Origin of the sequence: Undibacterium hunanense (genome assembly GCF_014284335.1) — a bacterium.
Lineage (GTDB): Bacteria > Pseudomonadota > Gammaproteobacteria > Burkholderiales > Burkholderiaceae_D > Undibacterium > Undibacterium hunanense.
Genome location: NZ_JACOGF010000013.1, coordinates 109,762 through 130,777, shown reverse-complemented (window position 1 = coordinate 130,777; position 21,016 = coordinate 109,762). Strand labels below are relative to the sequence as shown.

Genomic DNA, 21,016 nt, shown 5'->3' with positions numbered 1-21,016 from the left:
GGCCACATCAGACACCAGCATTGCCGATGCCATTTGTGACCTCTGTATCGAAGTTCAAGCATCCCTGGCACAAGGCCAAGGACACTGTAGTTTCTATCAGTTTAAGGTTTTATGCAGACCTTGTAAATCATAAACATGCAATTCATTGAGGTGACGCATACCCTCAACCGCAGCTTCTGCACCAGCAATAGTCGTGAATGTTGTTGCACGAGCAATCAATGCCGAGGTACGAATCGCACGCGAATCCGTAATGGCATTGCGCTTTTCTTCCACGGTATTGATCACCAGCGCGATTTCATTGTTTTTGATCATGTCCACAACGTGGGGGCGACCTTCAACAACCTTGTTCACGATCGACACTGGAATGCCTTCAGCCGCAATCGCCGTTGCCGTACCACGGGTAGCAACGATGGAAAAGCCCATTTTCACCAGATCACGGGCCACTTTCACGCCACGTGGTTTATCGCTGTTCTTGATACTCAGGAATACCTTGCCGGACGTTGGCAATTTCACGCCTGCGCCCAGTTGCGATTTCACGAAAGCTTCACCAAATGTTTTACCTACACCCATGACTTCGCCGGTCGATTTCATCTCAGGGCCGAGGATAGTATCAACACCAGGGAACTTCACGAATGGGAATACGGCTTCCTTGACGCTGAAATAAGGTGGCACGACTTCTGCGCCTATGCCTTGTGAATCCAGGGATTGACCGACCATGCAACGGGCAGCAATTTTCGCCAGTTGCAAGCCAGTGGCCTTGGATACATAAGGTACGGTACGCGATGCACGCGGATTCACTTCCAGTACGAATACCACGTCCTTGCCATCTTGTTGCTGAATCGCAAACTGTACGTTCATCAGGCCAACGACATTCAAACCTTTTGCCATCAGCGCAGTCTGGCGCTTGAGTTCAGCAATGGTTTCTTGCGACAGAGAATATGGCGGCAAGGAACATGCAGAGTCACCCGAGTGCACGCCAGCCTGTTCGATATGCTCCATGACGCCACCGATGAAGGTACGCTCGCCATCAGACAGGCAATCGACGTCAACTTCAATCGCGTCATTCAGGAAGCGGTCCAGCAAGACTGGCGAATCATGCGACACCTTGACGGCTTCACGCATGTAACGCTCAAGATCACGTTGCTCATGCACGATTTCCATTGCGCGGCCACCCAGAACATAAGATGGACGTACCACCAGTGGGTAACCAATCTCTTGCGCCAGTGCCAGCGCGTCAGTTTCAGTACGTGCAGTGCGGTTAGGCGGCTGACGCAGACCCAGGTCTTGCAGCATTTTCTGGAAACGTTCGCGATCTTCCGCAGCATCAATCATGTCTGGCGAAGTACCGACGATAGGCACGCCATTGGCTTCCAGATCCAGCGCCAGCTTCAAAGGCGTCTGACCACCGTATTGCACGATCACGCCAACTGGTTTTTCTTTGTCGACGATTTCCAGCACATCTTCCAGCGTCAGCGGCTCAAAATACAGACGGTCGGATGTATCGTAGTCGGTAGAAACGGTTTCAGGATTACAGTTGACCATGATGGTTTCATAGCCATCTTCGCGCATCGCAAATGCCGCGTGTACGCAGCAATAATCGAACTCAATACCCTGGCCAATACGGTTAGGGCCACCGCCCAATACCATGATTTTTTTCTTGTCGGTCGGGTTCGATTCGCATTCTTCTTCGTACGTTGAATACATGTAAGCTGTATTCGTGGCGAATTCACCGGCGCAAGTATCCACGCGTTTATAGACTGGACGCACGTTCAGAGCCCTGCGCTTTTCACGGATGGCTGTGTCGGTAGTCTTCAACAGTTTTGCCAGGCGGCGATCAGAGAAACCTTTTTGCTTCAGTTGCAGCATGAGGGCTTTGTCAACGCTGTCGAGTGACTGTTCATCCAGCCACAATTCGATATCCACGATGTCCTTGATCTGCACCAGGAACCATGGGTCGATATGTGTCAGTTGATGCACTTCTTCCAGCGTAAAGCCTTGGGCGAAAGCATCGCCGACATACCAGATACGGTCTGGGCCTGGCTCGCCGAGTTCTTTTTCCAGGGTCTCACGATCCTGGGTTTTTTCATTCATGCCATCGACGCCAACTTCAAGGCCACGCAAGGCTTTCTGGAATGATTCCTGGAAGGTACGGCCTATCGCCATCACTTCACCAACAGATTTCATCTGCGTCGTCAGGCGATTATCTGCCTGCGGGAATTTTTCGAATGCGAAACGCGGTATCTTGGTAACGACGTAATCAATCGAAGGCTCGAAAGAAGCAGGTGTAGCACCACCTGTAATTTCATTACGCAATTCATCCAGCGTAAAACCAACCGCCAGCTTGGCAGCGATTTTCGCGATAGGGAAACCAGTTGCCTTGGATGCCAGCGCAGATGAACGTGATACACGCGGATTCATCTCGATGACGATCATGCGGCCATCAGCAGGGTTGATGGAAAACTGTACGTTGGAGCCACCTGTATCTACACCAATTTCACGCAGCACTGCCAAAGAGGCATTACGCATGATCTGGTATTCTTTATCCGTCAGTGTCTGTGCCGGTGCCACGGTAATGGAGTCACCGGTATGCACACCCATAGGGTCCAGGTTTTCGATGGAGCAGACGATGATGCAGTTGTCGGCTTTATCGCGCACGACTTCCATCTCATATTCTTTCCAGCCTATCAGCGATTCTTCGATCAGCAATTCATTGGTAGGCGATGCTTCCAGACCGCGTTTGCAAATCGTCTCGAATTCTTCCGGATTGTAGGCAATACCACCACCTGTACCACCCATGGTGAACGATGGACGGATGATAACCGGGAAGCCGACATCCTTTTGCACTACCCAGGCTTCATCCATGGAATGTGCAACGCCGGAACGTGCAGAACCCAGGCCGATCTTGGTCATGGCGTTCTTGAATTTCAGGCGGTCCTCTGCCTTGTCGATGGCTTCAGGAGAAGCACCGATCAGTTCGCAATTGTATTTGGTCAGCACGCCATGACGGTGCAGATCGAGTGCGCAGTTCAATGCAGTCTGGCCACCCATGGTCGGCAAAATCGCATCCGGTTTTTCCTTATCGATGATGCGCTCAACAACTTGCCAGGTGATAGGCTCGATGTAAGTCACATCGGCCATTTCCGGGTCAGTCATGATGGTCGCAGGGTTGCTGTTGACCAGAATCACGCGGTAACCTTCTTCACGCAAGGCCTTGCAAGCCTGTGCGCCGGAATAATCGAATTCGCAAGCCTGGCCGATGATGATGGGGCCAGCGCCGATAATCAAAATACTTTTTATGTCGTTACGTTTTGGCATTCTCTTATTCTCCTGTCTTTGCCTTGGCCATCATCGCAGTGAAGCGATCAAACAGGTAGGCAATATCATGCGGACCTGGTGAGGCTTCAGGGTGACCCTGGAAGCAGAAAGCTGGTTTATCAGTACGGGCAAAGCCTTGCAGCGAGCCATCAAACAAAGACACGTGGGTGACACGGCAGTTGGCTGGCAAAGTTGCCGCATCCACTGCGAAACCGTGGTTTTGGGATGTGATCAATACTTGCTTGGTATCCAGATCCTGCACCGGATGGTTGGCACCGTGGTGACCGAATTTCATCTTGAGGGTTTTGGCACCAGATGCCAGCGCCATGATTTGATGGCCGAGGCAGATACCAAAGGTAGGAACGCCCTTCTCTATCAATTCCTTCGCGGCAGCAATGGCGTAATCGCAAGGCTCAGGGTCGCCAGGACCATTCGACAAAAACACGCCATCCGGGTTCAGCGCTAGTACATCAGCCGCGCTGGATTGCGCAGGCAATACCGTCACCTTGCAGCCACGCTCTGCCAGCATGCGCAGGATATTGCGCTTGACGCCAAAGTCAAAAGCAACGACATGGAATTTTGGATTTTGCAACTGGCCATAACCCTGGCCCAGTACCCACTCAGCTTCTGTCCAGTCATAAGCCTGTTTCACAGACACAACCTTGGCCAGATCCATGCCCGACAGGCCAGGGAAAGACTTGGCCAGTGCGATGGCTTTTTCAGCATCAGCACCCACCAGGATGGCACCACCCTGCGCACCTTTTTCACGCAAGATACGTGTCAGCTTGCGGGTATCAATACCGGCAATAGCAACGATGTTTTGGGATTTGAGGTAATCAGAGAGGGTTTGTTCAGAGCGGAAATTCGATACCAGCAAAGGCAGGTCTTTGATGATCAAACCGGCTGCATGGATTTTGTCAGACTCTACGTCTTCGGCATTAACGCCGGTATTACCAATATGCGGATACGTCAGGGTAACGATCTGGGAACTATAACTGGGGTCAGTCAAAATTTCCTGATAACCGGTCATTGAGGTATTGAAAACGACTTCACCTATGGTCTGACCGGCAGCGCCAATCGAATATCCAGTGAAAATGCTTCCATCGGCGAGAGCAAGTATAGCGGTGTCCTGGCCGGAACGAAGAAGGGACTGCGGAATGGGCAGCAAGGGCAACTCCTGTATTGTTACCGCCGCTGCGACGCACCAAGCTGTCGTTTCCCTGACCGCGCAAGAATTACCGTGCGGCCTGGAAAGATGATGGAGCGATGTGAATTTGGGTAGGCGCTACGGCGAGATTTCGGATTAGTTAAACCCTCGAATTATAGCGCGAAACGGCCCATCAGGCAAATGCGATATGCCTGATGGGCCGTTAAATTATCTGCAAACTCAATAGTGTACGAGCGTTCGCTAATTAATTTCTTGAAACCGTCCCTGCCGCCATTCCGCAAAAAGAATGTGTCAGTTGATATAAATTACAGGCCCAGTGCAGCAATACCAGCTTTGGCAATTTGCGCATCTTCCGCCGATTTCACACCAGAAACACCGACTGCACCTATGCAATGTCCATCAGCAAAAATCGGCACGCCGCCTTCCAGCATGCCATCCAGATTTGGCGCGCGCATGAAGGAAAAACGTCCATTATTGATAATATCTTCATAAATTTTAGATTCACGCTTGCCCAGGGCGGCTGTAGTCGCCTTCGCTGGTGCAATGTGTGAAGAGATAGGTGCCACGCCATCCAGACGTTGCAACCACATCAAGTGGCCACCATCATCCACAATCGCAATGACCACTGCCCAGTTATTCGCCTTGGCCTCTGCTTCTGCTGCGGCCGCGATCTTTTTAACATCATCCAATGTCAACACAGGTTTTGTTTGCATAATTGCCTCTCAAATAAAGTCAGCGGATTGTACGCCAAGCAATTGCGCTTAGGTATACAAACAGTTTTAACCAATTTCCAGATATCAAATCAACAAACAAACCAAGCAACAAATAAATTAACAGCAAATCAGCAGCAATTACATTTGGTAATAATTGCAGACCAGAAATTTCCGCGAATGGTTTACATTTTTTTAAAGTTCGCTTACAGTTGACCGGTTTTTCCAACCAGGTGCAAAGATGCTAATAAACGTTTCCAGTCAAAAAAGGAAAGCCAAATTAGTGCTTATCTCGACATTGCTGCTCACAGCAGCGGTCCCCCCTGCCTGGAGCGCCGACAATCCCTTCCCTGAATCTTCAACCGCTTATCTGAAACTGCAAGAAATCAAGCAACGTGCTTCTGACCTGACTGTCAAAGCGATGGATTTGATGGGCATACGTTACAAACGCGGTGGCAACACCCCGGAAAATGGTCTGGATTGCAGTGGTTTTGTACGCTATGTATTCAAGGATGTACTGGGTGCCAATCTACCCCGCACCTCAGCAGAAATCAGCCGTGTTGGTGAACAGATAGAGCAAAAAGATTTACAGCCGGGCGATCTGGTTTTTTATAACACACTCAAACGCGGCTTTTCACATGTAGGCATTTATCTGGGTGACAACAAGTTCATCCACTCCCCTTCAGCCGGTGGCCAGGTTCGTGTAGAAAGCATGGACATCGCTTACTGGAAAAAACGTTTCAATGGTGCACGCCGTATCAACGAAAACGAAACGAAGTAACTCACCGCAATCACCCACAATTCCCGGTTATATCTGTCGCGCCAGATCAGGCGCAGCCAAACCTCTCAAAAAACCCGCGCACAAACAATAAGGGCAGAGCAATTGCTCCGCCCTATCAACAAAAATCAAGCAAATCGCAAGCCCCAACCTGCAATCAACGTTCCTGCATCGCCTTAATTTTCTGTTTGATTTCTGGCATCATCGCCATGGCAGCTTTTTCACCCGCCAGTATCGCCAGGTTCCTGCCGGCAAAATCATTTCCCTTCATGCCTGGTAACTCTGGCCGGATAACGATTTCTGCCTGCTTCAATTCAAACTGATTGATGCTTTGGCCCATAATGGCTACGGTTTGCAGCAGCACATCCAGCGTGCCGTTGGATACCAGCGCTTCTGGTTGCGCAGAAATATTCACGGCAATCACAATATCGGCCCCCATTTCGCGAGCAAAACGCACCGGCACCGGCGATACCAGACCACCATCCACGTACAGGCGATCATTGATTTTTACCGGCTGAAAGACGCCAGGCACAGCTGACGACGCACGCACTGCAGCACCGGTATTACCGCGCTGGAAAAGTACCGCATGCCCGGTCGCCAGATCGGTTGCCACCGCACCAAAAGGCTTGCGCAGTTTTTCTATCGGTGCCTGTACAACCAGACGATTGACATAGGTCTGCAAGGCATCGCCCTTCAAGACACCGCTGGATTTGGAAAACAGTGGCAAAGACCAGTCAGAGATCGTCGCCTCATCCATATCCAGTGCCATTTTTTGCATGGTAAAACCGTTATTGCCTGCCGCATACATGGCACCAACCACACTGCCGGCACTGGTGCCGACGATCACATCAGCAAAGATGCCCTGTGATTCCAGCGCCTTGATCACGCCGATATGGGCAAAACCACGCGCAGCACCACCACCCAGCGCCAGACCTATGCGTATGGGCTTGAGGGTCTTGGCGACTGGAATTGCCGGTGCGACCACAGGAGCAGGCTGTTGTGGCGCAGTGTTACAGGCACTAATACCTGCCATCAGCAGCGCAGACAAAAACAAACGTCTCCATACCGGCTTGCTTGCAGGTTTTGCAGCCGTGGAAGCAGGTATCAAAGTACGGGGAGAAAACAGAAATGAAAGCGACATGAGTTTGCTTGGTAATGAAATCCGGAAACACGGAATTGAAAATGCATAACAGGTGCCAGATTATATTTGGAAAAGGCGTATGCCCACATGCAAGTTCGACAGAAATTGGTAAGGAAATAATTCAGCAATCACCTTCCTTCCAATTCCTCTATTGAACAGATACATTTTCCTACTTACTTTCAGCGCATATAGACAAAAGAAAAACGAATTAACCCCCATGAATATCATTATTTCATGATACCCAGTATTACGTTAATAGTATGTCATGCCATAGACATAATTTGTCATGATAATCGCGCACTTGTCGTGTATGGCTTGCCTGCCTTGCTTTTACCAAATTAAGCCAGCAGCTTCAACGACGCCCCTAATTGCTCATTCAATGCGATGTTTATTCAGAGAGAATGTATGAAAAAATTTGCCTGGCTGCCACCCGTTGCAGCGATAGCGCTGGCCGGTTGCAGCAGCAGTAATCCTGTGGTTGACCCGAATGCCGTCCCGGAAGGAACCATACTCAAGGTCGCCCTGCTGGAAACCACCGATATCCACCAGAACATACTCAGCTATGACTACTATGGCCTGAAGGCAGATACTAGTCTTGGCCTGGAAAGAACCGCAACACTGATCAATGGCGCACGTGCCGAAAACCCGAATAACGTGCTGCTGGATGATGGCGATGTCATTCAGGGTACCTTGCTGGGCGACTACCAGGCATTGGCAGCGCCAGTAACCTGTAGCGGTACGCTGGCCGTGTACAAGGTCATGAATGCATTGAAATATGATGGTGCCAGCATGGGCAATCATGAATTTAACTATGGTTTGAATTTCCTGAGCCAGATTACCAATACGGATTTCGGCCTGCCCGATGTCAGCAAAGCCGGCACCTGCGGCTCACCCAGCTTTCCATTGGTATTGTCCAATGTAGTCGGTGCCGTCAACCAAAAACCCATCTTCAATCCCTACTCTATCGTCGGCAAGCAATTCACTGCCACCAAACCGGACGGCAGCAGCATGAGCGTCAAGCTCAATGTCGGCATCATCGGCTTTGCCCCACCACAAATCATGGATTGGGATCAGAAATACCTGGCAGGCAAGGTCATGGTGAATGGCTTGCAGGAATCCGCCAACAAATACATACCTGAAATGCGCAGCAAAGGGGCTGACCTGGTCGTAGCACTGTCACATGGCGGCCTGGATGCGTCGCCATACAGCCCAAAAATGGAAAACGGCAGCCTGTACCTGACATCCACAGGCATCGATGCCTTGATGCTGGGTCACTCTCATTTGATTTTCCCCAAAGGTAAAGAAGTCGGCGCACCTGCCATTGACGCTTCGCTGGCTGCATTGCCAACCGCACAGGTTGATTCCGTCAAGGGTCTGGTCAACGGCGTGCCAGCAGTCATGGCACAAAGCTGGGGCCGTCGCCTGGGCATCATACAACTGGTACTCAAATACCAGGGCGGCAAATGGGTCGTGCAAAAAGACCTGACCAATGTCGAAGCACGCGGTTTCAAGTACAAGGATGGCACCAACATCGTTGATGCAGACGCGTCGATTGCACCACTGGTGGATACTGAACACAAAGCCACCATCAACTATGCCACCCAGCCGCTGGGCACAACGACCGACTTCCAGATGTCTGCCTATTTCTCTCTGGTTGGTGATGTGACAGCTATCCAGATCGTCAACCAGGCACAAATCGATTATGTGAAAAACTTTATCGCCAATTCGACCGATGCCACGATAGCCAGCTACAAATCCATCCCGGTCATTTCTTGTAGCGCGCCGTTCAAGGCGGGCCGCAACGGTCCTACTGACTTTACGGATGTCGCCCCCAATGCCACGCCGGCAGCGCCATTTGGCCTGCAAGTACGCAATCCGGGTGACCTTTACCTGTACGGCAACAACAACTTGCAGGCAGTCAAAATCAAGGGCCTGGATTTGAAAAACTGGCTGGAAACAGCAGCGAAACAATTTGCCCAGATCGACCCCGCACTGACAGCCGAGCAAGACCTGGTGCCATCGTATTCAACCATCTTCAACTACGATGTCTTCTATGCTGACAACAATGCATTGAAGTATCAGATCGATGTGACGCAAGCAGGTGGCAAGCGTATCGTCAACCTGACGTATGCAGGCAAGGTGGTCGCTGATACTGACGATTTCATCGTCGCGACGAATGATTATCGTGCTGGCGGCGGCGGTAATTTCCCTGGTATTGATGGCAGTAAAACCATCATCAAATCACCAGATGCCAATCAGGCTGTGGTCAGCGATTTCCTGAAAAAACAGGGTAAAGTCACCAGCACCGGTAATGGCCTGGGCCAAAGCTGGAGCTTTGTCAAAGTCGATACCAAAGGTCCAGTGATCTTGCGTTCTGCGCCTGGCAAACTGGCAGTTGCTCAAAACCTGGGTCTGAGTCGTGTCAAGGCAGAAGGTGGTCTGGATGCCAGCGGCTTTGCCAAATACGCGATAGATTTAAGTAAATAAAATAGTTTTTTATTTTTAGTTTTTACTTTTATTTTTTACGCTGATTTAGCTCTGTGTACCTCCCTCACGGGAGGTACTGTTTTCATCAGGCACTACCTTTTTGCAATCGATAATGCAATCCACCATGTACAAGCTGAGTAAAACCGGATACGCAAGATATGCACTGACCGCCTCAGTTCTGATTCTTTTGAACGCCTGCACGCCAACTGCCACCATCCCAGCCAATGCAGAAATCGAATCCGCTGGCATACAGGCCCTGCATGCCCAATCACCATCGGCGCTGCAAGCCCTGACGCAATGGGCACAAGCTGGCAACCCGGTCGCCCAGCGTGAACTGGGCCTGGCCTATTCCATCGCACCAGCACATTACGCCGACGCCCTGCTGTGGCTGGAAAAAGCGGCGCAAGGTGGCGATGACCATGCACAGTTCCAACTGGCAGAAGCCCACTACAAAGAACGCCTGGGTTTGAAACAGAATTATGCGCAAGCCTGGAAATGGTATGAAGCCGCAGCAAAAAACAAAAATGGCAAAGCCAGCTTCATGCTGGCACGCATGGCCAAATACGGGCAAGGTGTAAGGCAAGATGTGGCAGGTTCGGTCCAGTGGTTAACCATCGCCAGCCAGCAAGGCAATGCCCAGGCCATGTTTTTACTGTCGAACGCCTATGCTGCCGGTGAAGGCGTACAGCAGGATATGCTGCAGGCCAGAAAATGGCTGGAAGAATCTGCCGAACTGGAATACCCGGTCGCCATCCAGGCACTGGCCATGGAACTGGAAACCGGTAGTCAGCATGTAGAAAAAGACAGTCTGAAAGCCAGACACCTGATCAAGGAAGCATCCGACGAACGCCTGATGCGCTGGAACAGATATCAATGAATGCCCCTTCGCGCTATCACGATTGGTGCACGATTGATTCACGATAGATGCCCGGCTTTATAACATGGTGGCAAACATGGCGATCACTGCAATCGCCATCATCAACGTGGCCAGCCAGCCCAATATCTTCAATCTGTGGGTAATGACGAACTGTCCCATGATGTCGGATCTTGCCGCCATCAGCATCATCACTATCATGATGGGGACAGAAATGACGCCATTGATGACAGCGCTCCAGTACAAGGCTTTGATGGGGTCGATGGCGGTAAAGCCCAGTGCAATGCCAATCACGGTCGATAACGCGATAATGGCGTAAAACTGCTTCGCATTCATGGGCGAACGTTCGAGACTATTCTTCCATTTGAACGCCCCTGCCATGGCATATGCCGATGACCCTGCCAGCACCGGTATGGCCAGCAAGCCGGTACCTATGATGCCCGCACTGAACAGCATGAAGGCAAATTCGCCGGCAATGGGGCGCAGGGCCATGGCGGCCTGGGCAGATGTCTGTATGTCGCTGATGCCGTGCATGTTCAGTGTCACGGCCGTCGTCAGAATAATAAAGAAAGCCACCAGATTCGAAAACGCCATGCCGATATACGTATCGATTTTGATGCGCTTCATATTCGCGGCTGCCTGCTCCGGTGCTTCCAGCAATGGCCGCGCAGCGGGATCGCCTTCCATCTCTTCCACTTCCTGCGAGGCTTGCCAGAAAAACAGATAGGGACTGATGGTGGTACCAAACAGGGCCACCACGGTGGTTACATATTCCGGTTTCCACGACAGTTGTGGCAACAGTGCTTTCTGTATGACCTGGGACCAATGTATCTGCACCACAAACACCGTGGCCACATAGGCCAGCAAAGCCAGGGTCAACCATTTCAACAATCTCACATAGCGCCGGTAAGGCACAAACACCTGTAGCAGCAAAGAGATGACGCCAAAACCCACCGCATACCAGTGCGCCTGGCCACCGATCAAGAGTTTCAGCGCTTCGCCCATGGCAGAAACATCCGCTGCGATATTGATGGTATTGGCAATCAGCAGCAGACTGACAATGGCATATAACAGCCAGGCAGGATAATGACGACGGATATTGGTTGCCAGCCCATGGCCGCTGACCCGGCCAATACGGGCACTGACTACCTGTATGCCCACCATCAATGGATAGGTGAACAGCACAGTCCACAGCATATTGAAGCCAAACTGCGCTCCCGCCTGAGAATATGTGGCGATACCGCTTGGGTCATCATCTGCAGCACCGGTAATCAGGCCCGGTCCCAGTTTTTTCAGCCAGGACGATTCTGCTGCCTGTGTCGCCTTGATAGAAGTTGAATCAGTCATGAACAGAAGTAAGATAACGACAAGAAATGACGACGACAAAGCGCTGACCGGGCAGTTTCCCAGTATGGTCTGACATATCAGTTGATAGTGCAATATGCCAAACCGGGTAAGCTGATCTATATCAACGCTGTTTCAATGTAATATCAACACCGATTCCGCGATAGCCGGTAAAACGGCTGGCAGCATCGAATATGGGTTCACCACTGACCTGCAGATATTGCATGCTGTCATCTTCCCTTTTGCGACTATAAATGAAATCCAGAAAAGGGCGGCGGTTTTTGATGTTGGCATCCAGTTGGGCATGCTCTTCCACATTCCAGCCTGGCAAGCCGGCGGGCGAGATACCCTGCATCTGGTCGTCTACAATGCCCAGCATCTCAAAGACCGGGCCAGACACACTGGTGAAATTGCCCTGGGCATCCTGCTCCCAATAACAGTCGGTAGACAACTGGGTAAAACTTTTGAACCTGGCTTCGCTGGCACGCAATTCTGCCGTGCGCTCCAGAACCAGTTCTTCCAGACGCAGATTATTGGCTTCCAGTTTTTGATATAACAGCCTGACTTCCAGCATATTGCGTATGCGCGTCTGCACCACAATCAAATCAAAAGGCACGCTGACAAAATCCCTGACACCGGCGAGCAAGGCCTGCATTTGCTGGCTGGTGTCAGCAGTGACCACCAATACCGGCAAATAGGGTTCCTGTTTTAGCTCTCTTAGCAAATCAATGACTTCAAAACCATCCATGGATGGCATTTGCAGATTCAGTAAAATCAGATCATACCGGTGTGCCGCATGCAAAACAGCGACCCCCTGCGGGTCCAGGGTCGAACTGACGTCGGTATATCCAGCCTTGAGCAGCATCTGCTCCAGTAGCACCACGTTAGCTTCCTGGTCATCTACAATCAGGATCTTTGCACTCAGTATTTCAACCGCATCCAGCATACATTCTTTCGAAAAATTTCATTTATAGGACTTGACTCACTCATAGCCATGAGATGCGCCCCATGATTCTTCTGAAAGAAAACAGCAACGTCGCTATTATTGATTCCGGTAAAAATCAAAACACCATCTCATAAACCTACACGGCTCACCAATACACCCAACTTGCGTACCTGCGGCAAAGACACTGCCGTATTCAGCGCGGATGGCTCGCCCTGGCGCTGCCTGACATCGCATAAAAGGCGGGCAAATTCTTTCTTCACCACGTCATAACATTCACAAACACTTTCTTCCAGCCCACCCCGGTCCACGACCGTAATATGGCCTCGACGGTAGCGGATATAGCCATAGGTCTGCAACTTGCCGGCAGCTTCAGTCACTCCCTCGCGCCGTACACCAAGCATATTGGCAATCAATTCCTGCGTGATTGTCAGTTCATTGGTGGGCACCCGGTCCAGGGTCAGCAACAGCCAGCGACACAATTGCTGTTCCACTGAATGATGGCGATTGCATACCGCCGTCTGCGACATCTGGGTAATCAATGCCTGCGTATAGCGCAGCAACAAGCGCAATACGGGCCCGGCACGATTAAATTCTTCCATCAATATCTGCGACTTGAGGCGATACCCATATCCCCCGGTCTGCACCACAGCCCGGCTGGGCGTGGAGTCCCCGCCCATAAAAAGCGAAATACCTACCAATCCTTCATTACCGACACCGGCAATTTCAGACGAACCACCGTTTTCCAGCAAATAATGCAGGGAAACAATGGACGTCGTCGGGAAATACACATACTGCAACTTGCCACCCGACTCATACAAGACATCCCCCAGGGGCATGGGGATCAGCTCAAGGTAAGGTGACAAGCGGTTAAATTCAGCATCCAGCAAGGCTGCCAACAGGTAATTCTGGTTTGGATCATTGGGGACGACCATATCAAGCTCCTGCTTTTCATGATGAATAAGAGGAGGAACACGCACACTTTCACTCTGCGCACAATATTCCGCTTGATTAACTGTAAAACAATTACAATTTCGCTGTCTGTTCGATATCACACATATAGAAAAATAAACACAAAAACTCTGCCCTGCGCCAACAGCGCAATGCAAAGACCGATACAGGATTGGCAGCATTGTTACAATGCCGTCATTAATTCGCTTAGAAACAGACTATCGCAGCTTTGAAAGAATTTCTTTGTGTGCTAGCGCACAGACCAAGCCGATTTAATGTCAAAGCCGCTTGAATCCGACCTTAAATCGACCTTCAAGCAACCTTAAACCCACCTAAAATTGATCTTACTCAGTTACCAGCATGATTAAATATCTGCATGGCCATTGGCTGACGAGTGGGTCGCAGCAGCTGTATCTGATGATCCGAGCACCCGTAAAGGATCACCCGGCGGAATGTCCGACAGCAAACGGTCAAACTCATGTTTGACGACGGCATAACATTCGCAAACCACTTTCTCCAGGCCCGGGCGGTCAATCACATCTATCTTGCCGCGACTATAGTTGATCAGCCCCATTCTTTGTATGTTACCGGCAGCAGCAGTAACACCTTCGCGTCTGACACCCAGCATATTGGCGATCAGTTCTTGCGTCATTGACACTGAATCTGTCGGTAAACGGTCCAGACTCAACAATAACCAGCGACACAGTTGCTGCTCTATAGAGTGATGGCGGTTGCAGACGGCAGTCTGGGTCATCTGCGCAATCAGGGCCTGGGTATAGCGCAACAGCAAACGCAGGAAGGGCCCGGCACGATTAAATTCCTCTTTGAGATGTTGGGACTTCAAACGATAACCGTAGCCGCCAGCCTGTACCACTGCACGACTGGGTGTAGTCTCACCGCCCATGAACAGCGAAATACCGAGTATGCCCTCGTTGCCGACAATCGCAATTTCTGCCGAGGCACCGTTTTCAAGCACATATAAGAGTGAAACGATGGAAGTCGTCGGGAAATACACATAACTCAGCGTGGCACCGGCTTCATACAGGGCCTCTCCCAATGGCAAGGCCACCAATTCAAGATGAACTGCGATACGTTCGAATTCTGCCAGCGGCAAAGCTGCCAGCAAATGATTTTGCAAAGGGTTATGCGGGATGGTCATGGAATGGGCTTGTAACTGCCATCCCGGTGAGGAACGACATGGATTAGACGGATGGAATAAGTTCTGGAACTCATTTCATCAATAGAGGTGAAATGCGTTCTAACAGAGTAGCAGGATTAGCGCCTGTGTATGTGCGCCATCGCTCACAAACTGCATCTTATATGCAAGGCTTGCCATCGCATCGACATTGCCAGGCCAGCGCAAAACACCGCGGTCAGCAAAAATTACCGGAAGGGAACATCCGAAAGAAGACGATCAAACTCTTTTCTGATCACCAGATAACATTCACAGGCTACTTCTTCCAGCGCAGGCCGGTTCAGCACCACGATCGCACCGCGACTGTAGCTGATCAAACCTGCGCGTTGCAGGCGCCCGGCAGCTTCTGCCACCCTTTCACGCCTCACCCCGAGGGAATTGGCGATGCGTTGCTGGGTAATAAGAACGCTGTCAGATGACAAATGGTCGAGACTTAACAAAAGCCAGCGACACAACTGTTGCTCCACCGTATGGTGCAGGTTACAGATGGCAGTCTGCGTCATTTGTGTAATCAGTGCCTGGGTATAACGTAGCAACACCCGCAAGAGCGGGCCGGCACGGTCAAATTCGTTTTTCAGAATCGGCCCTCGCAAGCGATAGGCGTGACCTTCACTTTGAACCACGGCACGATTAGGAGTGGTATCACCCCCCATGAACAAGGAAATACCTACCACACCCTCTTTACCGACAGCAGCAATGTCGGCTGACACCCCTTCTTCCAGCACATACAGCAAGGACACAATGGCAGTCGTCGGGAAATAAACGAATTGCTGTTTCACGCCGGATTCATACAGTACATCGCCGGCTGCCATCAACACCAGTTCCAACCCGGCTGCCAGGGCATTAAACTCGGCAGCAGGCAAGGCAGCAAGCAGATGATTTTGCAAAGGGCTGTGAGGTTGAAGCATTCGCGTTTTTAAGCCCTTGGTTCCATTGACATTTCTACCTTGCGTGAGTGCAAGCAGATTCCTGCATAGAGGCTATCACGTGATGTAAATTTTCTATGCGCTCTTGCGCACACATGTGACTCCAAGAACGTAATTTTATTGAAATAAATCCCGGTAATATTCAACTGACTTTAGAACTGACTTTGGAACTGTCTTTGGAAGCCGCGTTGAGAGGCGCATGATTCACTACTCTAGCCTGCAAGGCCAGACTGCAAGGTAAAAGTCCCCGCGCAGGTTACAATAGAGGATTGAGAATCGCTGTTTTGTTTTATCGTGAATAAACTTGCAATACCTTCGCGCCGCGTCTCTGTTGCCCCCATGCTCGACTGGACTGACAGACATTGCCGCCAATTCCATCGCCATATCACCCGTCATACCTGGCTCTATACCGAGATGGTCACCACCGGAGCCCTGCTGCGCGGTGACGCACAACGCCATCTGGAATTCAATCCGGACGAACATCCTGTTGCCCTGCAACTGGGTGGCAGCGAAACTGCTGACCTGGCACAATGCGCCAAAATGGCTGAGGAATGGGGTTACGACGAAGTCAATCTGAATTGCGGCTGCCCTTCTGAACGCGTGCAAAAAGGCGCCTTTGGTGCCTGCCTGATGTCTGAACCACAGTTGGTGGCAGATTGCGTCAAGGCCATGAAAGATGCCGTCTCCATCGACGTGACCGTGAAGCACAGGATAGGTGTCAATGATGTCGATTCCTATGAATTCATGCGTGACTTCGTCGGCACGGTAGCAGAAGCCGGCTGCCAGACATTTATCGTACACGCCAGAAATGCCATCCTCAAGGGCCTGAGCCCCAAAGAAAACCGCGAAATCCCGCCGCTGAAATACGATTATGCCTATCGTCTGAAACAGGAATTTCCGCAATTGGAAATCATCCTCAACGGCGGCATCAAAACGACCGCAGACATGGGCCTGCATCTGCAACATGTGGATGGCGTCATGATAGGCCGCGAGGCTTATCACAATCCGTATTTCATGGCCAGTTTTGACGCCCGCTTTTATGGCGACAATAGCCCGGTAAAAACCCGTGAAGAAATCCTGGCCTGCATGGTGCCTTACATACACCGCCAGCTGGAATTGTATGGCAACGACGGCAAAGGCCTGCGCCTGAACACCGTTGTGCGCCACATGCTGGGTCTGATGACCGGCATGACTGGGGCACGCAGCTTCAGGCAAATTTTGTCTGACAGCAAAAAACTTGCACTCGGCAATCCAGAATTATTGCTGGAAGCAGCCACACGCATGCAGCAAGTTGCCTTGCAGGAAAAAACCCGCGAAGAGCAGTTCTCCGAATAAAAACATTCTCCGCTGTCCATCTTCAATCCTGATCCAAAAGATTCAGGATGGACGCGCATTTTGTCTGTATCAAACTGTAGAGAAACGTATAGATTGTAAAGATTCATGTAACGCTAATGATCTGTTTTATGTCCTTATCAGTACATACGTAAGAATTTGTAATAGCTTGTCGGCACCGGCAAACGCAGGCATATATTGACCCTGTTTTCTCGCACGATCCTTCAACTCACTGCGACAGTGAGGTTGCCTACGCAATCACTTGCGTAGGCTTTTTTATTTCAACATGTCGATAAACAGGAATCCACATATGCTGCACAAAGCCTCCATTAAATTTGTTTTTGCTTTGGGTATGGTTTGTTCACCTTTACTGGCTCAACTGGCACATGCCAACCCCGTCATGGACTTGCGCTTTGACGGCCTGCTGGCAAAAGCAAATGAACTGAAGAAAGAACTGAACCTGAATGTCAATCAGCAAGTGCTGTGGCAACAGACAGAAAACAAACTCCAAGCCATGCGTCGCCAGCGCGATATACGCCGTGAACGCATGCAGGTAGAGCTGGAGCAGCGCCTGGAACAAAACAATGTAGAACTGCGTGAACTGACACCGCAAATCGAACAGGAAGAACAAACCACCGCGCAAGAAAATAAACAGATGCGTGAACTGGTGCTGACCATCAATGACGCCCTGGACGACAAACAACGACAAATGCTGCAAATGTTCCTGCTATCGTCGTTGAGAGCGACACAGGACCCGGACAAAATGAAACGCCCTGAATCCGGCGGCGACAGCAAACAAAAAGGCGGCATGGGACGCCAGCGTGGCGGTGGAATGGGTGGTGGTGGCATGGGCGGCGGTATGGGCGGTGGTGGCTAAAACAAGTCCCGGGCAGACTGCCAATAAAGAAAGTATTGCCAAAAAGCCCGTTTCCTCGTATAATGCGTAGCTCTCTTGCGCTGCAAATGCAAGGGTGTAACACAGTGGTGGTCGTAGCTCAGTTGGTAGAGTCCAGGATTGTGATTCCTGTTGTCGTGGGTTCGAACCCCATCGATCACCCCAAGAATACTATATAAATCAAGTACTTACTCCCTGTGGATAACTTTGATTTTCGGAACTTTACAACGAAAATCAAAATTTTGCAACGGAGAACGATAAAGCCCACTGAATGTGGGCTTTGTTGTTTCAAAATTCCTGAATTGGATTCTGCTAATTACTTGGGGCAAAGTATGTGCACTCATCGTGTCGCAACCAGATTGAACGCACACCAGAGGGCGAAACAAACACCCCACGTCGACGTAGCTCATTGGAAACTCTAACCTGGCCATATGCTGGCTGTTCAATTGCAAACGCTTTCACTGTGTCTTCAACGACACCATCAACACGATTGCGCAGATTTGGCTTCCTCCGGTTGGAATCGATCAGAGCTTCAACTCCACCGCTCTCAACGGCAGACTGATAACGGTAAAACGTGTCCCTCGAAAAACCCATTACTTTGCAGGCACGGGACACGTTACCTAGTTCGGCAGCAAGGTTGAGCAGCCCAACTTTGTGTTTAATGACGTTTTGAGAAATACTATTCATGAGATTACTCCTATGGCACTTTCGTGCTGGTTTAATAAAGATTCGCACCTCTATCAAACCGGGTAATCTCTCCTTTTGCAAGGACCAACTGTCAGATCAAATCGAAACTAATACAACTAAGGAAATCGATGCTTACATTCAGAGCAATCAATCCAAATAAGTTCATTTCATACCTCGGCACAATTTGCAAAACTTGCAAACAGTGTCACCAACAGCATTCTTGAATTGCTGGAAGGATCGTGACTGGCCACTGCTGTTGGGGAAACGTGGTCCATAACAAAACCACATCCCTGAAGGTGCAATTTGTGGGATCTGATTTTTTCGGTGAATTTCCTCAATCCGCGCGGCAGGATTAAACATCGTCATTGCGACACTTTCAGGCTGGCGAAGAATTCTTCAGCACTACCCGCCTGTGCGATCTTCGTCCCCGCAATCGTCATCAGCGCTTCCACAATTCTCGGCGAATAGGCATGCTCTGCCGGCACAGCCTCAACGCCAATCACTGCCAGGAACGTTAGCTCGCCATCGTTCACCCACCGACCAGCGGTTGTCTCGCACACGCCAAAGGCATCAGCTATCGTGCAAACCTTGGTTTTGTGCACTTGCTGCAGGAGTGCAGCCTCGATCCTGCGTGCATTCGTGAGCTGTTCGTCCGATAATTGAATCGTGGGCTTGCGCGAAAAAAGTGGTTCATTTCCTGAATTGCTCATGTTTATATATTTTTAACACTTGATATCAATAAAGCATGCTAAATTTGAAATGATTCACTTTTATCAATTACCCATGGAAGGGGTACGAAATGGAACTTGTTGACGCGCGTGCAAAAGCAGAATATCTATTGGAACTGCTCATAAAACATCAACCAAACCTCTTTGTTCCAGGAGGTAAAGCTACAGACGGTACAACTGGCAAAGCCGTCGCAGAATTCAGTTATGATTTCATCGATACCTACACAACGTATCTGACAAACCGTACGTAGTCCTCTGATTCACTGCCTGGATCGACTTGATCAACTGTTCTCTCACTTCATCGATCCAGGCAACTGATTAAGTTGCTCAGAACCAATACCATTACGATCTCCAAAGATCGTGCCAGCTAACGAGTCTCAAGGTAGAAATGTCCAGATTTGCTGCTGCGACTGACGCAACTAACGCTTCTTTTGTTGAGTCAATTTGGCTCACTGAAATCGAGCCGCTTGCAACTGTAGGGTGACTGACTCAACAACTAAGAAATGTCCGTTTTGCGCCGAAGACATCAAAATAGAAGCGATCAAGTGTAGGTATTGCGGCTCGGATATCTCCCAGGAGACGGCCAAAATAGAAAGTGTAGAAACCGCTAACAATGCTTAGGTCAATCCGAAAGTGTATTAGTTAATGCGCCAATCCTAAAATCTGTTCCTGTTGTGCGCCAGTTAGCTCTCGTCGACAGTTGAAGCAAAAACCCCGGGTTCGAAGACAGCAGTCGCTGAATTTAAGAGGCAAAACCCCTGCCCTACTACCAGCGCCAGGCGAGGAAGCTGTCCAGGCGGTTTTATTATTTTATGATCTGTTCCATCGCACCAAATAACAAGATTTGTCCATATGCTGGCGATTATTGCATTAAATAGTTAATTTACATGCTATATTTACAAGTGGGCGCTACCCGCCTAAAAATTATTCAATTTATTGCGAATGAAAAATGTGCGAACCCGGAAAAAAGCAGAATATATGCAATTGCGATTAATTGTAGATCTTTATATAAAAACTAAACGAGAAGCGTCTCTACTGAGAGAAATATTTCCGAAAAGCACGATAATCTAAAATAATTGTAGTTTAATAGCACAATAAAATAAATTACTGTTAAAGACGGATTTCCTCAAAAATTTCAGATCACAATCACGCTAACACGTAAGTCGGGGAATCGGATGGAGAGCGAAGAAGACTCAATTCAAGAAGAAAGTAAAAAAAATGAATTTCTCACGTCTTTAATTACACTCTTAAAGGAAGTTACTTATTCGGCATTAATTATTATCTCTCTCTCGGCAATTGAGCTGCTCGCAAATTGCACCTTACATGGGGCATTGAAGAATTACATCGTAACCGTGCATGAGTGGAGTACTGGCGGCGTCTTTTTTATTTTGGCAGCTAAATCTTTATTGCGCGTTGCTGCACGAGGGTATAGAGAAATTAGGGGGTTGAAATGGCATTGATTATTCATCAGGATGAATTTAGGAAATTTAACGCTCTTTTAAGGCATTTGAGACTTGTAACAAAAGAACTGCTTAAGAATGA

17 protein-coding genes, 1 tRNA gene and 1 pseudogene are annotated in these 21,016 nt (G+C 49.7%); 8 read left to right on the top strand and 11 right to left on the bottom strand.

Annotated features, from left to right (window positions below; all coding sequences use genetic code 11):
• Positions 1-96: 96 nt before the first annotated feature.
• The 3 genes from carB to H8L32_RS21800 all read right to left on the bottom strand — a co-directional run bounded on the left by carB (position 97) and on the right by H8L32_RS21800 (position 5,196).
• Positions 97-3,315, bottom strand: a complete 3,219-nt coding sequence (gene carB / locus H8L32_RS21810) for a carbamoyl-phosphate synthase large subunit (protein WP_186949376.1) — start codon at positions 3,313-3,315, stop codon at positions 97-99.
• A 4-nt stretch (positions 3,316-3,319) separates the two neighbouring features.
• The gene (gene carA, locus H8L32_RS21805; RefSeq protein WP_186949424.1) at positions 3,320-4,474 is read right to left on the bottom strand and encodes a glutamine-hydrolyzing carbamoyl-phosphate synthase small subunit; all 1,155 of its coding nucleotides are present in this window, start codon (positions 4,472-4,474) and stop codon (positions 3,320-3,322) included.
• 314 nt (positions 4,475-4,788) lie between these two features.
• Positions 4,789-5,196, bottom strand: coding sequence for a GlcG/HbpS family heme-binding protein (locus tag H8L32_RS21800; RefSeq protein WP_186949375.1), 408 nt, complete (start codon positions 5,194-5,196; stop codon positions 4,789-4,791).
• A 280-nt stretch (positions 5,197-5,476) separates the two neighbouring features.
• Here H8L32_RS21800 and H8L32_RS21795 point away from each other — a divergent pair, with 280 nt between their 5' ends.
• A complete protein-coding gene (locus H8L32_RS21795) occupies positions 5,477-5,974 on the top strand; it encodes a C40 family peptidase (protein WP_408058959.1) in 498 nt (165 codons plus the stop codon).
• A gap of 154 nt (positions 5,975-6,128) precedes the next feature.
• On the opposite strand, the gene H8L32_RS21790 is transcribed toward H8L32_RS21795, so the two are convergent.
• Positions 6,129-7,112: a patatin-like phospholipase family protein gene (locus H8L32_RS21790; RefSeq protein WP_408058958.1), complete on the bottom strand. Its 984-nt coding sequence runs from the start codon at positions 7,110-7,112 to the stop codon at positions 6,129-6,131.
• A 405-nt stretch (positions 7,113-7,517) separates the two neighbouring features.
• On the opposite strand from H8L32_RS21790, the gene H8L32_RS21785 reads away from it, so the two are divergent.
• Positions 7,518-9,599, top strand: a complete 2,082-nt coding sequence (locus H8L32_RS21785) for a bifunctional 2',3'-cyclic-nucleotide 2'-phosphodiesterase/3'-nucleotidase (RefSeq protein ID WP_186949373.1) — start codon at positions 7,518-7,520, stop codon at positions 9,597-9,599.
• Positions 9,600-9,711: 112 nt separating this feature from the next.
• On the top strand, positions 9,712-10,476 hold the full coding sequence (locus H8L32_RS21780; protein ID WP_186949372.1) for a tetratricopeptide repeat protein: 765 nt from the start codon (positions 9,712-9,714) through the stop codon (positions 10,474-10,476).
• A 57-nt stretch (positions 10,477-10,533) separates the two neighbouring features.
• Here the strand turns inward: H8L32_RS21780 and H8L32_RS21775 are convergent, their stop codons facing one another.
• The 5 genes from H8L32_RS21775 to H8L32_RS21755 form a co-directional block, all read right to left on the bottom strand.
• Positions 10,534-11,820, bottom strand: a complete 1,287-nt coding sequence (locus H8L32_RS21775; RefSeq protein ID WP_186949371.1) for an NRAMP family divalent metal transporter — start codon at positions 11,818-11,820, stop codon at positions 10,534-10,536.
• A gap of 121 nt (positions 11,821-11,941) precedes the next feature.
• On the bottom strand, positions 11,942-12,763 hold the full coding sequence (locus tag H8L32_RS21770; RefSeq protein WP_186949370.1) for a response regulator: 822 nt from the start codon (positions 12,761-12,763) through the stop codon (positions 11,942-11,944).
• A 128-nt stretch (positions 12,764-12,891) separates the two neighbouring features.
• Entirely contained in the window at positions 12,892-13,695 is an 804-nt protein-coding gene (locus H8L32_RS21765) for a Crp/Fnr family transcriptional regulator (protein WP_186949369.1), read from the bottom strand.
• 380 nt (positions 13,696-14,075) lie between these two features.
• On the bottom strand, positions 14,076-14,870 hold the full coding sequence (locus H8L32_RS21760) for a Crp/Fnr family transcriptional regulator (protein WP_186949368.1): 795 nt from the start codon (positions 14,868-14,870) through the stop codon (positions 14,076-14,078).
• Positions 14,871-15,094: 224 nt separating this feature from the next.
• Positions 15,095-15,814, bottom strand: a complete 720-nt coding sequence (locus H8L32_RS21755) for a Crp/Fnr family transcriptional regulator (RefSeq protein WP_186949367.1) — start codon at positions 15,812-15,814, stop codon at positions 15,095-15,097.
• A gap of 312 nt (positions 15,815-16,126) precedes the next feature.
• Here H8L32_RS21755 and dusA point away from each other — a divergent pair, with 312 nt between their 5' ends.
• From dusA to H8L32_RS21740, 3 genes are all read left to right on the top strand, one after another.
• Positions 16,127-17,167, top strand: coding sequence for a tRNA dihydrouridine(20/20a) synthase DusA (gene dusA / locus H8L32_RS21750; RefSeq protein WP_329605216.1), 1,041 nt, complete (start codon positions 16,127-16,129; stop codon positions 17,165-17,167).
• A gap of 307 nt (positions 17,168-17,474) precedes the next feature.
• Positions 17,475-18,041: a hypothetical protein gene (locus H8L32_RS21745; protein WP_186949366.1), complete on the top strand. Its 567-nt coding sequence runs from the start codon at positions 17,475-17,477 to the stop codon at positions 18,039-18,041.
• A gap of 107 nt (positions 18,042-18,148) precedes the next feature.
• Positions 18,149-18,224: transfer RNA gene (locus H8L32_RS21740), tRNA-His, on the top strand.
• A gap of 177 nt (positions 18,225-18,401) precedes the next feature.
• On the opposite strand, the pseudogene H8L32_RS21735 reads toward H8L32_RS21740, so the two are convergent.
• A pseudogene (locus tag H8L32_RS21735) lies at positions 18,402-18,746 on the bottom strand (helix-turn-helix domain-containing protein); the annotation flags it as partial.
• A 362-nt stretch (positions 18,747-19,108) separates the two neighbouring features.
• Positions 19,109-19,456, bottom strand: a complete 348-nt coding sequence (locus H8L32_RS21730; RefSeq protein ID WP_186949365.1) for a hypothetical protein — start codon at positions 19,454-19,456, stop codon at positions 19,109-19,111.
• A gap of 89 nt (positions 19,457-19,545) precedes the next feature.
• On the opposite strand from H8L32_RS21730, the gene H8L32_RS21725 reads away from it, so the two are divergent.
• A complete protein-coding gene (locus tag H8L32_RS21725) occupies positions 19,546-19,725 on the top strand; it encodes a hypothetical protein (RefSeq protein WP_186949364.1) in 180 nt (59 codons plus the stop codon).
• 924 nt (positions 19,726-20,649) lie between these two features.
• Positions 20,650-20,934, top strand: coding sequence for a hypothetical protein (locus tag H8L32_RS21715; RefSeq protein ID WP_186949362.1), 285 nt, complete (start codon positions 20,650-20,652; stop codon positions 20,932-20,934).
• The last annotated feature ends 82 nt before the right edge of the window (positions 20,935-21,016 follow it).

Excerpts from the sequence above, each read along its gene's own strand:
- H8L32_RS21725 (WP_186949364.1), top strand. The coding sequence starts at position 19,546 with ATGGAACTTGTTGACGCGCGTGCAAAAGCAGAATATCTATTGGAACTG.
- H8L32_RS21770 (WP_186949370.1), bottom strand. The coding sequence starts at position 12,763 with ATGCTGGATGCGGTTGAAATACTGAGTGCAAAGATCCTGATTGTAGAT.
- H8L32_RS21745 (WP_186949366.1), top strand. The coding sequence starts at position 17,475 with ATGCTGCACAAAGCCTCCATTAAATTTGTTTTTGCTTTGGGTATGGTT.
- carB (WP_186949376.1), bottom strand. The coding sequence starts at position 3,315 with ATGCCAAAACGTAACGACATAAAAAGTATTTTGATTATCGGCGCTGGC.
- H8L32_RS21760 (WP_186949368.1), bottom strand. The coding sequence starts at position 14,870 with ATGACCATCCCGCATAACCCTTTGCAAAATCATTTGCTGGCAGCTTTG.
- H8L32_RS21715 (WP_186949362.1), top strand. The coding sequence starts at position 20,650 with ATGGAGAGCGAAGAAGACTCAATTCAAGAAGAAAGTAAAAAAAATGAA.
- H8L32_RS21765 (WP_186949369.1), bottom strand. The coding sequence starts at position 13,695 with ATGGTCGTCCCCAATGATCCAAACCAGAATTACCTGTTGGCAGCCTTG.
- H8L32_RS21790 (WP_408058958.1), bottom strand. The coding sequence starts at position 7,112 with ATGTCGCTTTCATTTCTGTTTTCTCCCCGTACTTTGATACCTGCTTCC.
- H8L32_RS21780 (WP_186949372.1), top strand. The coding sequence starts at position 9,712 with ATGCAATCCACCATGTACAAGCTGAGTAAAACCGGATACGCAAGATAT.
- H8L32_RS21775 (WP_186949371.1), bottom strand. The coding sequence starts at position 11,820 with ATGACTGATTCAACTTCTATCAAGGCGACACAGGCAGCAGAATCGTCC.
- H8L32_RS21755 (WP_186949367.1), bottom strand. The coding sequence starts at position 15,814 with ATGCTTCAACCTCACAGCCCTTTGCAAAATCATCTGCTTGCTGCCTTG.
- H8L32_RS21730 (WP_186949365.1), bottom strand. The coding sequence starts at position 19,456 with ATGAGCAATTCAGGAAATGAACCACTTTTTTCGCGCAAGCCCACGATT.
- H8L32_RS21785 (WP_186949373.1), top strand. The coding sequence starts at position 7,518 with ATGAAAAAATTTGCCTGGCTGCCACCCGTTGCAGCGATAGCGCTGGCC.
- H8L32_RS21800 (WP_186949375.1), bottom strand. The coding sequence starts at position 5,196 with ATGCAAACAAAACCTGTGTTGACATTGGATGATGTTAAAAAGATCGCG.